The sequence below is a fragment of the Amphibacillus marinus genome (genome assembly GCF_900110345.1).
Classification (GTDB): Bacteria; Bacillota; Bacilli; order Bacillales; family Amphibacillaceae; genus Amphibacillus_D; species Amphibacillus_D marinus.
On sequence record NZ_FODJ01000001.1, the window covers coordinates 567,564 to 582,207 of the forward strand.

Sequence of the window (14,644 nt, forward strand, 5' to 3'; positions counted from 1 at the left end):
TACACTCCCTTCTTATACTGATCCCATAATGGCTTGTTTATCCTGATACTGAATATCATATATCCGTTGGTAATGTCCGCCATTTGATAATAATTCTTCATGTGTACCTCGTTCTACAATCTCACCTTCATCTAAAACAAGTATTTCATCAGCATGCTTTAAAGAGGAAATTCGGTGTGCAATAATAAAAGTGGTACGCTCTGTCATGACTTCCTTTAGAGCACGTTGTATCTTGAATTCTGTCTCCATATCGACAGCTGATGTAGCATCGTCTAGAATTAATATACTAGGGTCAATAAGTAAGGCACGCGCAATTGCAATCCGCTGACGTTGACCACCAGACAATCCCATACCACGCTCTCCGAGCATAGTATTGTAGCCTTTAGGAAGCTCTTCAATGAATTCATGTGCCTGCGCTCGTTTAGCAGCAGCAACTATCTCTTCCATTGTAGCGTCAGGGTTACCGTAAGCAATATTCTCCTTTATTGTTGTTGAAAAAAGAAACGATTCCTGTAAGACAAAGCCAATATGTTTTCTAAGAAATTTCAAATTAAAATCTGCTGTCGATTTACCGTCTATAAGTACATCTCCAGCCGCCGGTTCATAAAAACGGGTCATTAACTGGGTAATGCTTGATTTTCCAGCCCCAGTTGCCCCAATTAACCCAATAATTGCTCCCGGTGGTGCATCAAAGCTAATATGCTTAAGAGCCGGATCGTCATCCTTTGTATATTTTAACGTAACATCGTTAAACGTAACGTGTCCTGTTATCTTTTCACTAATGAGTGCATCCGCTTTTTGCTCAATATCCTCTGGAGCTTCAAGTATCTCCAACAAGCGTTCTCCAGCTGCTTTTGCTTGCGAGAATTGATTGACAATAAAACCCAAATGCATCAGTGGGCCAATGATATAACTCACTAAACTGAAGAAGGCGACTAATGAACCTAAGTTCATATTTTCGTTTATGACAAGCCAGCCACCGAACACAAGTAATACAATCATTGCTACATTTCCGATAAACTCCATGAATGGAAAATATCGCGCCCAAATATCTGATGTTCGAATATTGACTTCACGATATTGCTTATTATCGGTTGTAAATCGTTCAATCTCAAAATCCTCTTTTGACAGCGATTTAACTGTATTCATTCCACTTACATTTTCTTGAATACGTGTATTTAAATTTCCTAATGACTTTCTAATTGAGCGAAAAGCTGGGTGTACTTCTTTATCAAAACGTCTTACCACTAGAATTAAGAGTGGCATAACCGCCATAGTAACCAGGGCAAGTGGAATTGAATAATAGAACATAACCGCCAAGCTAGTTAGCATTAAGAAGACGACGCGAATAAGTTCCTTAAATCCCGCTGCTAAAAAGAATTTGAACCCTTCCACATCCATCGTTAACCTGGACATCAGATCACCGGTACGTGCATTATCATAATACGTGAATGACAGGCGTTGTAACTTCTTATATAATTCATCGCGCAAATGATAAACAGATGTGACACCAAACACATCACCATAGTATTGCTGAAAAAAATTAGCAATCCCCTTAATAATCATTATTGCAAGAAAGCCAATTGAAAGTAATGGGATTAACTCATAGCGATTACCGATAATTACTTCATCAATAGTAATCTGTAAAACCATTGGATAAATAACCGTTATAGCTGTCACAATTAAGACAAACAATAATGATAAAATAAAAAAACGTTTATAAGGCCAATAAAATTGTTTTAATTTTTTAAACGTTTTCATGATGTTTCCCTCCTCTATTCTCGTTTTTCATAACTACTAATATATCGGGTTCCGAAATAAATTTCTACCCTTTTGCCTTAGTTTTTTCCGTTTTAAGCAAAATCAGCCTTAAGACCGATAATATGAGCGACTCTGCTTTCAAAGTAATGCATGAAGAATTAGGAAGTGAATTAATTCTCCCTTCTCCATTGTAACTTGGTTCAACAGCGTTTAAAATCATGTAATAGTGTAAAAAATTTCTTTCTAACGATGTTGAATTTATCAAATAAGGCTTTATTAAGAAATGCATATACTGAAGAAAGATAATGTTTAAGAGGAAAGCAGCCGGGGTATATACTAGGTACTGCTTTGATAAACTACTACCTACTATTTTAAAAGGAGCATACATATATGAGCTTTAATCTTGACACTATTCTAGAAGTATCATTAGGTATTGGTCTGCAACTTATTCTTCTAATTGTTGCCTATGTGCTGATAAATCCATTAGGAAGACGATTAATTACTAAAATAATAAATAACTTCACCAAAAAGAGAAATGTTTCCGAGGCTCGGAGCTTAACGTTAGAAAAGCTATTGTTAAATGTTTTTTCCTATATTTTAGGTTTTATTTTCATTACGATGCTGTTTGGTATATTTAGTTTAGATATTGGACCCCTACTTGCTTCTGCCGGGGTTGTTGGCTTGGCAATCGGATTTGGCGCTCAAGGACTTGTAAGTGATGTAGTGACTGGCTTTTTCATCTTACTAGAAAAACAAATTGATGTTGGCGAATACGTATCAGCAGCTGGCTTTGATGGAATTGTTGAGGAAGTTGGTTTAAGAACGACTAAGCTAAGAAGCTTTGACGGCACTTTAAATTTCATTCCTAACCGACAGCTTGAGGTAGTAAGTAACCATTCAAGAGGAACAATGAGAGCACTTGTTGATATTAATATTAGTTATCAAACAAACTTGGATAAGGCACTGACTGTTCTACAGGACGTTTGTCAAAACTTCGTAACTGATGACCGGTTTACAGATGGTCCTAACGTTATTGGCGTTCATCAAATTGACAATACCAGCATTACACTACGGGTCATTGGTCAAACTGAAAATATGAAACAGTGGGCGGCCGAATATGACCTCCGAAAGGCAATCAAACAAGCCTTTGATGACAACAATATTGGTAGTCCTTTTACTCAGCACGTAAACTTCGTAAAAAAAGAGACAAAATTAGAAGATTAATTTTTTTCAAGTCCGACAAGAGGCTGACCATATATAGTACTCTGCTAGCTATATGATTAAAAACAATAGCTTGAGAACTTAATTGTTAGCCTCTTATAGGATAATAATAAGCTTAAAGATTTCGAATGGCTGTTTCTACAATATTAGCCCCTACTAACAAAGCATCTTCATTAGGTGTTAATTTACTATGGTGTAGACCGTAATCAGATCCAACCCCGAGCCAAAACATAAAACCTGGTATATCCTTTAGAAAATAGCCGAAATCCTCACCAGTCATAGCAGCTGTGGCATCATGCCATTGATATGGACCAGCTTTAACCAATTTTTCAAAACGTACAGCATATTCTTTGTTATTATATACTTGATAATAATTTGAACCATAATCAAGATTAATTTGACAATGATGACTTACTTCAAAGCCCTTAGCAAAGTTCTCAATTGCGTGCTTTATTTTTGCAATGGTCGCTGGATTACCTGTTCTTATTGTTCCCTCAAGTCGAGCGTGCTCAGCGATAACATTCTGGACAGTTCCACCCGTTATCTTACCTACTGTAACAACAGCACTCTCAATAGGGTCAATAACCCTACTTACAATATGCTGTAATTGCGCGACATAACTACTAGCCGCTACTACCATATCATGAGTTAAATGTGGGTATGCTGCATGGCCACCTCTCCCCTTAAAATCAATAAATAGTTCACTTGTGTTAGCAAATAATAAACCTTGTCGCGAAGAAATTGTACCAACCGGCAACTCTGGTGCTATATGCAGGGCAAAAATATATGCAAGCCCGTACTTATTTAATTGACCTGATTTAAGCAGGGGAAGCGCACCACCTGGTCCTTCTTCAGCTGGTTGAAAGATAAACAAGACGTTATCTTGTGCCGGCTGCTCAGAAAGGCGCTTAAGCACTGCAAGAGCGATTGCCATATGGAAATCATGTCCACACGCATGCATTTTCCCTTGATGAATTGACTGAAATAATAAATCAGTTTGTTCAACAATCGGTAAACCATCAATGTCAGCTCGAAAGCCAACTGTCCTTGTTGGTTCTGTACCCTTAACCATTACCAATATACCTGTTTCCCACGTTTCAATAGTCAAGTTAGTCTGACTAAACTGCTTTATCGCCGCTAATAAATAGGCCTGTGTCTTAAATTCCTTAAAGCCAAGCTCAGGTATTTTATGTAAATCACGTCTTATTTGTTGTAAGTAAGTTAATTCATTCATTGTTACACCTCTATCCTCTTTTTAACTAAATATAAAAATACGATAAAAGCAACGGTTCTTATGTGACTTCTCTGGAGCGTAACGAATAGAATAAGTATAACTTATCTAAAAACCCGTTACCCTCAGCAGCCTCATATTACCGTTGCTTTACTAGCTTGAAGTTAGGAAACTAAAGTTATTTCACCTTAGTCCCAATGTTATTTACCTGTATTACTGCTCGCCTAAATTCCTTAACGCATGCATGATTTCAGTTTTTGACTTCGTTTGATCATCAATTTCCTTTATTACTCGAGCCGGTGTACCAGCGACAACAGTGTTAGATGGCACATCCCTAGTAACAATTGCACCCGCTGCTACAACAGCACCTTTTCCAATTGTAACCCCTTCAATTACTACTGCATTTGCGCCAATTACAACATCATCCTCTACAATTACAGGCTTTGCAGAAGGTGGCTCAATTACACCTGCAAGCACTGCGCCTGCACCAACATGGCAGTTTTTCCCTACGGTTGCTCGACCACCGAGAGTAGCATTCATATCAATCATCGTGCCATCACCTATCACTGCACCAATATTGATCATTGCACCCATCATAATAACAACATTATTACCAATAGCAACTTGGTCTCTAATGACCGCTCCAGGTTCAATACGCGCATTAATATCCTTTAGATCTAGCAATGGGATCGCAGAGTTACGGCGATCATTTTCAAGGACATAATCTAAGATTTGCTCTTTGTATGTAGCTAATATTGCTTTAATTTCTTTCCACTCGCCAAACAACACACCTGTTTCACTTTCAACAAACGATTGAATAGATTCTGGGAAATCAATCTTATTTAACGCGCTACCTTTTACATATACTTTTACTGGTGTTGATTTTTCACTATTTGAAATAAATGAAATTATCTCATTTGCATCCATCATATTCATTTGGAAGTCCCCCTTAAATTTCAATACGTCTCACTTTATCAAAGTTGATAAAAGCTTGACTAGTAATGCTTTCTATTTTTCGTCAACATTTTCATTAAATAAGGCTTTATTTACGTGAATGTATTTATTCAACTGCTTTAATACTGCTCTTCTTGTTACAATACCATCAAAATAGCCATTAGCATTAACCACACAAACAAATGTATGGTCCATAAGTGCTTTTAAACAGGTTAAAAAAGGATCTGATTTTCTTAGGCATGGAATATCTGACGTCATAACATCTTCAACGGTCACTGAAGATAACTTCTCAAGCTCAAATCGTTCTAGTCCTAATATTTCATTTAAAATTGTATTTTTCCCGACTATCCCTTGAAATTTATACTGCATATCAAGTACCGGGACTGCTGAATATCCAGATTTAACTAGAATGAGCAACGCATGCTCGATCGGATTATTTAATTGCACATGCGCTACCTTTTCAGAGGAAACCATAAGCATTTCAGCTGTCACTTGCAATAAAGGTAATTCTTTTAAATGTTCCATTTTTGACACTCCCTAACGAGCAGTTGAAGGAAGGATTTTCACGCTTTCTTTCCCACCTATTAGTTTATCATAAATAGAGCACGATACAAACTATTTCCACCTGCTAATTAGCTAAAGATTAAACAATCCAATTAAATTGCCCTCAAGAATAGTTTTATGTGGTTTTTCGTGATAAAATGTAACTACTAACTTACCAAGTGATCGTTTTGAAGAGGGAGGTTTATTTTTTGTGAAGCAAGAGATTGACGACATAGCAAAAGCCATTTTTGTTATTAACCGCCATGCTAAAACAGCACTTAATCCAAAAGAACTTTATAGTATGAAGAAACAAGTAATTCAGAAGCTTTTAGAAGAGCATCAGGCCAAAAAATTGGGGCTACACTTTTCCGAGAGCCCTAAATTTAGTCGACAGCATTCTACTGTCCTCGTTCAAGTTGGAGATTACTTCTTTCACATACCTCCGAACAAACAAGATTTTAAAGAGATTAAGCATTTGGGCGATCTCGATCAGAGCTATCGCAATCCAAAAACAAAAATGTCTTTGACACAGGCCAAAAAAATTATATGTAATTATCTAGGCATTCCAGTTAAAGAGCATAAACGGAACAAACCTTGCGCTTCATACTATACACCATCGTCATTGGGAAAATGGGAATACTCTTTTTACCATAATAAACGGAGAAAATAAAGCTGTCTATCTAATTATTTTTTTCACCAAAAGCCAGACAACCATTGCTCCAGATGAAGCACTTAAATAATAGAAAGATAATTTCATACTGATGGGATGACTAACTGTTAAATAATTCATAATAATAAAGGTAGCTAAGACTGTCACTGTGTAAATAACAACGTGATACATTTTTCTACGCGTCAACCACATAATAATTGGATAAAGGCAAACGAACAGTCCGAAAAAGCAAATTAGGAAAAAAAACAGCATTAAAAAAAGATCAGAAAATCCTAAAATTTGTAATTGTGTGTAAATTCTATTACCCATATCGCCACATCCTTTCCCTTTCAAGGATAACCAGCATGCTCTAACCCTATACAATGAGCGGGTTTTTTTTATTCTAATGCATTTTAAAGGAGGACAATAATGACCAAGTCAATTAATAATCAAGTGGAACAGATAGAAATTTCAGGTATTAGAAAATTTTTTAATCTTGTTAGTGAGCGCAAAGATGTTATTTCGCTAACAATTGGTCAACCTGATTTTCCAACTCCTACTGTTGTGAAAGAGGCAGCTATACTTGCCGTTGAAGAAAACAAAACAAGCTATACAGCTAACGCAGGTCTACCTGAGTTAAGACATGCTGTCGCACAATACATGAATGAATCCTATCAAACTTCAATTCAAGGAGAGCAAGTAATCATAACTGTTGGGGCTTCACAGGCTATTGATGTTGTTTGTCGTAGCTTGTTGAACACTGGTGATGAAGTTATCTTACCAGATCCTGTCTATCCAGGTTATGAGCCATTAATTAAATTAGCTGGGGCAACTGCTGTCCATGTTAATACACAGCAAGCAGACTTCAAGCTTACTGCGTCATTACTTGAACGAGCAATTACGCCACAAACAAAATGTGTTATTCTCCCCTATCCTTCAAATCCAACTGGTGTTAGTTTAGATGAAGAGGAATGTCATAAAATTGCCGAGCTTGTGCACAAACATAATTTATTTTTAATAACTGATGAAATATATAGTGCGCTATCCTATGAAAAGCCACACTATTCAATGGCAAGGATTAGTAAAATTAAAGATCAACTCATCGTTATTAATGGTTTATCAAAATCTCATGCCATGACCGGTTGGCGAATTGGCTTTCTTATTACACCTCAATGGCTAACGCCACATTGTATAAAGGTCCTGCAATATAATGTTTCCTGCGCCTCATCAATAAGTCAATATGCGGCCTTAGCTGCCGTGACCAAAGCACAGGCTGCACCAATTGAGATGAAACAGGCATACATGACTCGGAGAGATTTTGTCTATAAAAAACTAATTAACATGGGAATAGAAGTAATAAAGCCTGATGGCGCTTTTTACTTTATGGTGAGAATAAAGAGCAGTAAATCCTCTTTAGAGCTTGCTCTGGACTTGGTTGAACGAGTAGGACTTGCGTTAGTTCCTGGAGATGCATTCGGGGAGGCTGGACAGGGATATCTTAGACTATCTTATGCCTATAGCTTGGATACACTAGCAGAAGGGTTAAGTAGATTAGAGGCATACTTGAGATTACAAAAATAATTGAATAACCTAATAACTACGCACTCTATTGGATGGCCATTTTTAATTAAAATGGTCGTCTATGCTTTCTTAACCGTTTCTCTTGCTCATATTGATTTAATAATTGATCTAGTTTATGGCTCATTATAATAGACTCTTCACTAGAAAAGCCTTTTTCAACAGCTACTTCGATCATACTTTTCCTTAAGTCTTCAATCTGCTCCAACAAATTAGATGTTTTCAATTGTAATCCCCCTTCATTTGTTAGGTATCTAGTTTAACATAAAAATACTTTTTTAGATACTTTCAACACCTTCAAAAAACAGAAAATTCTAGCATTTCCTTTAAAATCATTAGCAATCCCAGTCTAATCAAGCGATCGTTATTAACCCTCACTACAGCCATCTTCCGCTTTCATCGGCGTAGCTTGGACTAACTTTTTCGGATTGAACTTATTCACTCATTATGAACACCAAACTAAGTGGGGCTATGTAATTGCTTCAGCTCCTCTAGGAATAGCATAAGCTTTAGACGTTCATTCATTTGAAAATGAAATGAATTGAATTATAAAGACATCTTTCTAATTAATTTATCTTTATGATAGAATAAGCATAGGTTAATTTATCAGTATTAACGTTTTTCAGAAAGGATTTTTGTTTTAATGAAAGGGATTTTAATAAAATCAGGGAAATATTTCATTATTTGTTTTATTTTATTTTTATTTTTTAATTATTTTATTTTTACTATTTCTAATGTTACTGGTGATAGTATGGCCCCGACAATACTGGATAATCAATGGATTATTACCAACCGGGCAAGCTATCTATTTAATCAGCCTAAACGGGGTGATATCGTTGTTATTGAACTAGCTGACAAGACCTATATTAAACGCGTGATTGGTCTGCCGAATGAAACACTCAATATTACCGATCAACAGCTGATTATAAATGATATACCCTATTCACAAACCTTTCTAACTGATGATAGAAGTTTTTGGACACACGATGTACCCAACACCCTTATTCCCGATGGGCACTACTACGTAATAGGCGATCATCGTAGACTAAGTCGAGATAGTAGAAACTCTTTAGGATTCATTAATCAAGCTGACATCATTGGTCGAGCTGAATTTATTGTTTATCCTTTTTCAGATTGGCAAGTAATTTATTAAAAAAAGCAGGTGTTAATATTGGCATATTGCCCATCTTGTGGAGCAAGAGTAAATGATCATGAGCTATTTTGCGTAACATGTGGGGGGAAATTACCTCAAGATCTCTATGAACGAATCGGTGAGAAAAAGCGATTTTCACAAGTATTTAAATTACCACTTATTAGTTTGGTCATTGTCATTGTCATTGCTATCGGTGTTGGGATATTCTCATATTTTCAAAGAGAGCAAGCCCAAGGCTATTATGAAAATGCAGAGGAAGCTATTTGGGAAGGTGACTACCAACTTGCCTTCCAGTTTGCAACTGACGCACTAAACAAACATAGTCAATTCCCTGAAGCAGTAATACTGCAACAATTCTCTGCGTTAGCCTTCTCCACCCTTGACGATATTGAGCAAACTGAAGGCTTTCAGGACAAAGTCCAGCTAATTCAACAGACACAGACAGAGTTGGATCTTTATCAAGGGGAAATTGCAACAGATTTCCAAGAGCTGCTTAGGCAACAGCTTTCTACAATCCAGCTAACCTCAATTCAACAGAAGCTTGATGGTCAACCGGATCCAGAGGATTTGCCTGCAATATTGTGGGAAGCAGAAGGCATTCAAGGTCCAGATGGTTATGAATTTGTTCAAACTATCCGAAATCAGATTAGTGCCTATACCTTAAGTCAAGCGAATCATTTATTGCAAGGAAACCAGTTTTCAGAAGCAAAAACACTAGTTGAAAATGGACTTTATTATATTCCTAATGATGAAAAGCTACAAAGTCTCCTTGCGAACATTAAAACTGAACAGGCTAGTTTTCAATTCGACTTGGAAACACGAATGGAGCAAGCCTTCTCTGCTTATGAACAAGAAGTGGAAATTAATCAAAATCAAGCGATTGACCTCATCGACATTTCTTTTGTAGAAACAGAACAAGGTCATTTAACTGTATCAGGAGAACTGACCAGCGTAGCGACCGTTCCAATTTCAACTATTCAAGTGCATTTCCATTTACTTGATCATAACGATGAAATCCTTGAAGACAACCAAGTTTTTGTTCACCCCGATATACTTTATCCAGGTGAGAATGGACAATTTGATTTTACTTACTTTGATACCGACCTCTATGATGCTGTCAGTGAGGTTAAAATGGTATCAATAACATGGTTAGTAAACGAATAGATTGTGAGGCTAAGTAATGAAAAACAGGCAACGTGCATTTATTGGATTTTTATGCTTCCTTATCTTAACGATAGGATTAGGAATGAATTATTGGCTGTTAACTTATCTGGAACGCCAGACCATTTATGCCGAGCATTCAATTCTTCAATATAGCGAATCAAGTTCTGATGTAACTGATCTACAACATATCATTCATGAGTCACAAAAAAATGTTGTTCAGATTAACGTTGAAACTGAAAATTCAAGTCGAGTCGGTTCTGGCTTTCTGTACAACACCAGAGGAGATATCGTAACCAATCAACATGTTATTAAAGATGCAAAGTCCATTAACATAACCATGTCTAATGCCGAAACCTATCCAGCAGCGATCGTAGGTTTTGATGTTGAAAAAGATATTGCCGTAATCCGAGTTCCACAACTTATTAATCAACAACCCATTCATTTAAATACGACAGAGAAATTGCTTCCTGGTGCCGAAATTATAGCAGTAGGTAGTCCTTTAGGTCTGCAACATTCTGTAACGGTAGGAATTATTTCAGGAGTTGACCGCTCTTTCTCTATTAATGAAGCGTCTTACGAGAACGTCTATCAAATCTCTGCGACAATTACCCATGGCAATAGTGGCGGACCTTTAATTGATCGAAAAACTGGCAAAGTGGTGGCGATTAATTCAGCTGGCTACGAGGATAGTGATATTGGCTTTAGCATTCCGATAACGGACATCATTGATGACATTACGGAGTGGTCCACATCAACTGATAATGGTTCACTTACCTTCCCTAGTTCGATTATTAGACAAGATAAAAACATTAATGCCTTAACCGAAGATGCAATGTACCTCGTTCAATACTTTATTGAGAGCATTGCGATGCATGATTATATTAACGCATATACGCTACTTGGAAGTGCTTTGCAGAGCGATATTGATTATCCAAGCTTCCGGTCAAGATATTTGCAACTGGTCGATTTAACCATTTTCGGTGATATTGAAGCACATACTGACAGGGACACGATTAGTTTGCAATTAAAGTTAAACTACAGCTTAGCTCAAGCTAATGACGAAAGTACCCTTATCCAATATCGTTTTATCGTCGGATACGAGAATGACCAATTAAAGATACTTGAGTATGAATTAGAGTAGGAAAAGGATCGTGATATTATGATTAAACAAAGCGTTATCCTGATTGGAATTTCCTTATTAGTTTTAATAGCTTGTAGTAATAAACAACCCGTCATTGTTCAAGAAGAGTTAAACGAGCATGCTGAAGAATCAACGGAGCTCATCGAAGAGGAAATTGATTCTGGTGAAGAGGAAAGCGATATTCAGCAGTTTGTTGAATTTACTTTAATTGATCGACAAATTTCATTGCATATTGATCAAATCCCAATTATCTCTAATTATTTAGCACAACATCGCGATCGTAATCAAGCTATTAACGAGATGCAGTTAACTCAGATTAATGAAGAAGGATTTGAATCATTGTTTCTACTTAATTTTGCCTGTCAAGATAATGCTTGTAGTAATTTGCTTTTAAATACAGACACGGAGCAGTCAAAGCTATTAGCCGATCAATCAGATATTTTAGCTATCCAGCCATCACCTGATCGTTCAAAGTTATTGATTACCTATCAACGGCCGCAAAGTTTGCAGGAATGGGATCTAAATCGCCTCATGGTTTTTGACCTTGATAGCTGGTCTGAAGTAAAGCTAACTTCAGACAACCTTACTTTGACTGGTTTTCAAACGTTTCAATGGCCGATCTTCTCAGCTGAATGGCAAGATGACGAAAATATTCAAATAGAAATTCCAAACGTAAATCAACCTGACAGTGAATCACTAACAGAGTGGTTCGAGTCTGAGGAGCAAGAACTCCAGTTTCATATTCTTTATTTAACGACTAATTAATACCATGCTTTGGAATGCATCATAGAACAACTTCACAAATAAGAAATTGCCCCTCAAAAATGAAACTGCCTTTATCAGGCAGTTTTTTTTTGCATAAAAAACGCTTTAAATCAAAACCTATCTTAAAAAGAGGTGAAGATTTTATGCAGAAAAGTAAATCATGTAATATGCTCGTGGTATGGCTAAGTTTGCTCGTTCTTACGGGCTGTCAAACGGGACAAACACTTGATAATCAATCAGATAATCCTTTGGCGGCTAAGCAAACAAATTATTCCGTGATTGACCAAGACACTTTGAACGGAGATATTTACAATCAGTTTGAAGACATCGTGGATGTAACAAGCATCTCAAATAATGACGAGCTTATTATGGCTATTAAGGTTGATCAACTTGCTCAGTTTAACGAGCAAAAAATTGCCAAAGAAGTCCAATCATACCTTAAGAAATCAAATGAGGACATTAAACCAAAAGTGTCATCTGACCTAAAAATCTATATTGAAATTGATCGCTTAAAGCAACAGCTTGCGGATCAGGATCTATCAAAAAGCGACTTCGATAAGCTCTTTGATGAAATTATTCAGCTTATAGAAGGCAAATAAGACAAGGAGGAGCATTATGCTACAAATAAAGAAGGATGACTATCAGAATTTAGTTTCTGCTCATGATCAAAAACGACCTATTTTAAAAAACTGCTTAAAAGCTTTTTTTGTAGGAGGATTTATCTGCGTAATCGGTCAAGGGATTAGCTTTTTTTACATGTATGTCTTTGATTTTACTGAAGAAACAGTTGGTGACCCTACTGTTGCTACCTTAATATTTATTACCATGTTATTAACAGGATTTGGCGTATACGACAAAATTGCACAATTCTCTGGTGCAGGTACAGCTGTTCCGGTTACTGGGTTTGGCAACGCTGTTATTTCTGCAGCAATGGAACACCGAACAGAGGGTTTTGTTCAAGGTGTTGGTGCTAACATGTTTAAACTAGCTGGATCGGTCATTTTATTTGGCGTCTTTTCAGCCTTCATTGTCGCATTAATTAAAACAGCGCTAATGGAGTTTGGAGTGATAGGATGAAAATAGGAAAACAGAGCTGGCTTTATCAGAATAAGCCTCGCCTATTATCAACCGGAACAGCGGCGGGTCCGTTTGAAGGCAAAGGTAATATTGCAGATTATATTGACTTAATTCATAAAGATCTCTATATGGCCCAACCTAGCTTTGAGCAAGCACATCAACAATTAATAGAGGATGCCTGTAAATTAACGGTCCAGAATGCAGAGCTACGATTTGCAGATATTGATTTTTTTATTGGTGGTGACTTAATTAATCAGCTAACACCCACCAACTTTGCAGCTCGATCCAACCACATACCTTTTTTAGGGATATCAAATGCATGCGCTACCTCAGCTGCCGCCCTAGCAATGGCGGGCTTAATCGTAAATAGTGACGGAGCTCAGCATATTTTAACAGGAGCTTCAAGTCATTACGCAGCTGTCGAAAAACAGTTTCGATACCCTACCGAGTATGGAGCACAAAAACCACCAAGTTCACAATGGACGGTTACAGGAGCAGGAATTGGTTTAGTTAGTAAAAACGGTAATGGCCCCTACCTTGCTCGTGCAACAATTGGCAAGGTAATGGATTTAAACCAGAAAGATCCCTTTAATATGGGGGCTGCTATGGCTCCTGCTGCTGCTGATACCATCTTAAATCACTTTAATGATCATAAGCTTGCCGTCAATTATTACGATCTCATTGTTTCAGGAGATTTAGGACAAATAGGGCGATCAATTACAATCGATTTGTTAAGAAGTAATGGCTTAAATATCCAAGCTGATAAATTTATTGATTCTGGACTTTCAATTTATGCGGATAATCAGAATGTCTTTTCTGGTGGGAGTGGAGCTGGTTGCTCTGCACTTTACTTATATAGTAAGCTTTATCAACAGCTTAAGACTTGTAAACTTAATAAAGTTCTTTTTGTTGCAACAGGTGCTTTACTATCACCACTATCAACTTTACAAAAGCAATCTATTCCGGTTATTGCACATGCGGTAGCACTAGAAAGCGGGGCGATTTGAGTGGTCTTTTTATGGGCTTTCATTGTAGGTGGCATTATTTGTGTCATCGGTCAATTAATTATGGATATCTTCAAGAAGACACCTGGCTTTACCCTTAGCTTACTTGTCGTCCTTGGTGCAATTTTAGATGGATTTGGTCTTTACGAGCCACTTGTTGATTTCGCCGGTGCCGGAGCGACTGTTCCTATTACAAGCTTTGGTAATGCTCTTGTGCATGGCGCTTTGCTTGAGGCTGAAAAAAGCGGCATGATTGGCGTAATTACCGGAATGTTCGAAGTAACAAGTTCCGGAATTTCTGCAGCAATTATCTTTGGTATGATTGGTGCATTGTTGTTCAAACCTAAAGGTTAAAATGATTCTCCCGGCATACGGTTTAGCGATGCTGGGAGAATCATAAGTT

Annotated in this window: 17 protein-coding genes; 11 read left to right on the forward strand and 6 right to left on the reverse strand. The window is 37.1% G+C overall.

Annotated elements, in window-relative coordinates:
• Positions 1 to 12 precede the first annotated feature (12 nt).
• Entirely contained in the window at positions 13 to 1,761 is a 1,749-nt protein-coding gene (locus tag BM000_RS02770; RefSeq protein WP_091494579.1) for an ABC transporter ATP-binding protein, read from the reverse strand.
• A 390-nt stretch (positions 1,762 to 2,151) separates the two neighbouring features.
• Here BM000_RS02770 and BM000_RS02775 point away from each other — a divergent pair, with 390 nt between their 5' ends.
• On the forward strand, positions 2,152 to 2,985 hold the full coding sequence (locus tag BM000_RS02775; protein WP_091494581.1) for a mechanosensitive ion channel family protein: 834 nt from the start codon (positions 2,152 to 2,154) through the stop codon (positions 2,983 to 2,985).
• A gap of 112 nt (positions 2,986 to 3,097) precedes the next feature.
• On the opposite strand, the gene BM000_RS02780 is transcribed toward BM000_RS02775, so the two are convergent.
• The 3 genes from BM000_RS02780 to cbpB form a co-directional block, all read right to left on the reverse strand.
• Positions 3,098 to 4,216 carry an N-acetyldiaminopimelate deacetylase gene (locus BM000_RS02780; RefSeq protein ID WP_091494583.1) on the reverse strand — a complete coding sequence of 373 codons (1,119 nt, stop codon included), beginning with the start codon at positions 4,214 to 4,216 and terminating at the stop codon, positions 3,098 to 3,100.
• Between the two features lie 210 nt (positions 4,217 to 4,426).
• Positions 4,427 to 5,149 carry a 2,3,4,5-tetrahydropyridine-2,6-dicarboxylate N-acetyltransferase gene (dapD, locus tag BM000_RS02785; protein WP_091494585.1) on the reverse strand — a complete coding sequence of 241 codons (723 nt, stop codon included), beginning with the start codon at positions 5,147 to 5,149 and terminating at the stop codon, positions 4,427 to 4,429.
• A gap of 72 nt (positions 5,150 to 5,221) precedes the next feature.
• Positions 5,222 to 5,692 carry a cyclic-di-AMP-binding protein CbpB gene (cbpB, locus tag BM000_RS02790; RefSeq protein ID WP_091494587.1) on the reverse strand — a complete coding sequence of 157 codons (471 nt, stop codon included), beginning with the start codon at positions 5,690 to 5,692 and terminating at the stop codon, positions 5,222 to 5,224.
• A gap of 229 nt (positions 5,693 to 5,921) precedes the next feature.
• Between cbpB and BM000_RS02795 the strand changes: the two genes are divergently transcribed.
• The gene (locus BM000_RS02795) at positions 5,922 to 6,380 is read left to right on the forward strand and encodes a YkyB family protein (RefSeq protein WP_091494589.1); all 459 of its coding nucleotides are present in this window, start codon (positions 5,922 to 5,924) and stop codon (positions 6,378 to 6,380) included.
• Between the two features lie 6 nt (positions 6,381 to 6,386).
• Here BM000_RS02795 and BM000_RS02800 read toward each other — a convergent pair whose 3' ends face one another.
• Complete coding sequence (locus BM000_RS02800) at positions 6,387 to 6,689, reverse strand: hypothetical protein (RefSeq protein ID WP_091494591.1); 303 nt, start codon at positions 6,687 to 6,689, stop codon at positions 6,387 to 6,389.
• A gap of 99 nt (positions 6,690 to 6,788) precedes the next feature.
• Here BM000_RS02800 and BM000_RS02805 point away from each other — a divergent pair, with 99 nt between their 5' ends.
• Entirely contained in the window at positions 6,789 to 7,940 is a 1,152-nt protein-coding gene (locus BM000_RS02805) for an aminotransferase class I/II-fold pyridoxal phosphate-dependent enzyme (protein WP_091494593.1), read from the forward strand.
• Positions 7,941 to 7,986: 46 nt separating this feature from the next.
• Here the strand turns inward: BM000_RS02805 and BM000_RS02810 are convergent, their stop codons facing one another.
• Positions 7,987 to 8,163, reverse strand: coding sequence for an aspartyl-phosphate phosphatase Spo0E family protein (locus BM000_RS02810; protein ID WP_091494595.1), 177 nt, complete (start codon positions 8,161 to 8,163; stop codon positions 7,987 to 7,989).
• A 417-nt stretch (positions 8,164 to 8,580) separates the two neighbouring features.
• Between BM000_RS02810 and lepB the strand changes: the two genes are divergently transcribed.
• The 8 genes from lepB (at position 8,581) to spoVAE (ending at position 14,595) form a co-directional block, all read left to right on the forward strand.
• Positions 8,581 to 9,090, forward strand: a complete 510-nt coding sequence (lepB, locus tag BM000_RS02815; protein WP_091494597.1) for a signal peptidase I — start codon at positions 8,581 to 8,583, stop codon at positions 9,088 to 9,090.
• Between the two features lie 18 nt (positions 9,091 to 9,108).
• On the forward strand, positions 9,109 to 10,254 hold the full coding sequence (locus tag BM000_RS02820) for an FxLYD domain-containing protein (RefSeq protein ID WP_091494599.1): 1,146 nt from the start codon (positions 9,109 to 9,111) through the stop codon (positions 10,252 to 10,254).
• Between the two features lie 16 nt (positions 10,255 to 10,270).
• Positions 10,271 to 11,395 carry a S1C family serine protease gene (locus BM000_RS02825; RefSeq protein WP_091494601.1) on the forward strand — a complete coding sequence of 375 codons (1,125 nt, stop codon included), beginning with the start codon at positions 10,271 to 10,273 and terminating at the stop codon, positions 11,393 to 11,395.
• Between the two features lie 18 nt (positions 11,396 to 11,413).
• Positions 11,414 to 12,160 (forward strand): hypothetical protein, encoded by a 747-nt coding sequence (locus BM000_RS02830; protein ID WP_091494603.1) that lies wholly within the window; start codon positions 11,414 to 11,416, stop codon positions 12,158 to 12,160.
• Positions 12,161 to 12,303: 143 nt separating this feature from the next.
• Positions 12,304 to 12,759, forward strand: coding sequence for a hypothetical protein (locus BM000_RS02835; protein WP_091494605.1), 456 nt, complete (start codon positions 12,304 to 12,306; stop codon positions 12,757 to 12,759).
• A 16-nt stretch (positions 12,760 to 12,775) separates the two neighbouring features.
• On the forward strand, positions 12,776 to 13,237 hold the full coding sequence (gene spoVAC / locus BM000_RS02840) for a stage V sporulation protein AC (RefSeq protein ID WP_091494607.1): 462 nt from the start codon (positions 12,776 to 12,778) through the stop codon (positions 13,235 to 13,237).
• The gene (spoVAD, locus tag BM000_RS02845) at positions 13,234 to 14,244 is read left to right on the forward strand and encodes a stage V sporulation protein AD (protein ID WP_091494609.1); all 1,011 of its coding nucleotides are present in this window, start codon (positions 13,234 to 13,236) and stop codon (positions 14,242 to 14,244) included. The genes spoVAC and spoVAD overlap by 4 nt, the downstream gene beginning before the upstream one ends.
• Positions 14,245 to 14,595, forward strand: a complete 351-nt coding sequence (gene spoVAE, locus BM000_RS02850; RefSeq protein ID WP_091494610.1) for a stage V sporulation protein AE — start codon at positions 14,245 to 14,247, stop codon at positions 14,593 to 14,595.
• Positions 14,596 to 14,644 lie beyond the last annotated feature (49 nt).

Bases quoted from the DNA above. Each gene is read 5' to 3' on its own strand.
- BM000_RS02775 (WP_091494581.1), top strand. From the start codon at position 2,152: ATGAGCTTTAATCTTGACACTATTCTAGAAGTATCATTAGGTATTGGT.
- cbpB (WP_091494587.1), bottom strand. From the start codon at position 5,692: ATGGAACATTTAAAAGAATTACCTTTATTGCAAGTGACAGCTGAAATG.
- BM000_RS02770 (WP_091494579.1), bottom strand. From the start codon at position 1,761: ATGAAAACGTTTAAAAAATTAAAACAATTTTATTGGCCTTATAAACGT.
- BM000_RS02825 (WP_091494601.1), top strand. From the start codon at position 10,271: ATGAAAAACAGGCAACGTGCATTTATTGGATTTTTATGCTTCCTTATC.
- BM000_RS02830 (WP_091494603.1), top strand. From the start codon at position 11,414: ATGATTAAACAAAGCGTTATCCTGATTGGAATTTCCTTATTAGTTTTA.
- BM000_RS02800 (WP_091494591.1), bottom strand. From the start codon at position 6,689: ATGGGTAATAGAATTTACACACAATTACAAATTTTAGGATTTTCTGAT.
- lepB (WP_091494597.1), top strand. From the start codon at position 8,581: ATGAAAGGGATTTTAATAAAATCAGGGAAATATTTCATTATTTGTTTT.
- dapD (WP_091494585.1), bottom strand. From the start codon at position 5,149: ATGAATATGATGGATGCAAATGAGATAATTTCATTTATTTCAAATAGT.
- BM000_RS02835 (WP_091494605.1), top strand. From the start codon at position 12,304: ATGCAGAAAAGTAAATCATGTAATATGCTCGTGGTATGGCTAAGTTTG.
- spoVAC (WP_091494607.1), top strand. From the start codon at position 12,776: ATGCTACAAATAAAGAAGGATGACTATCAGAATTTAGTTTCTGCTCAT.
- BM000_RS02780 (WP_091494583.1), bottom strand. From the start codon at position 4,216: ATGAATGAATTAACTTACTTACAACAAATAAGACGTGATTTACATAAA.
- BM000_RS02805 (WP_091494593.1), top strand. From the start codon at position 6,789: ATGACCAAGTCAATTAATAATCAAGTGGAACAGATAGAAATTTCAGGT.
- spoVAD (WP_091494609.1), top strand. From the start codon at position 13,234: ATGAAAATAGGAAAACAGAGCTGGCTTTATCAGAATAAGCCTCGCCTA.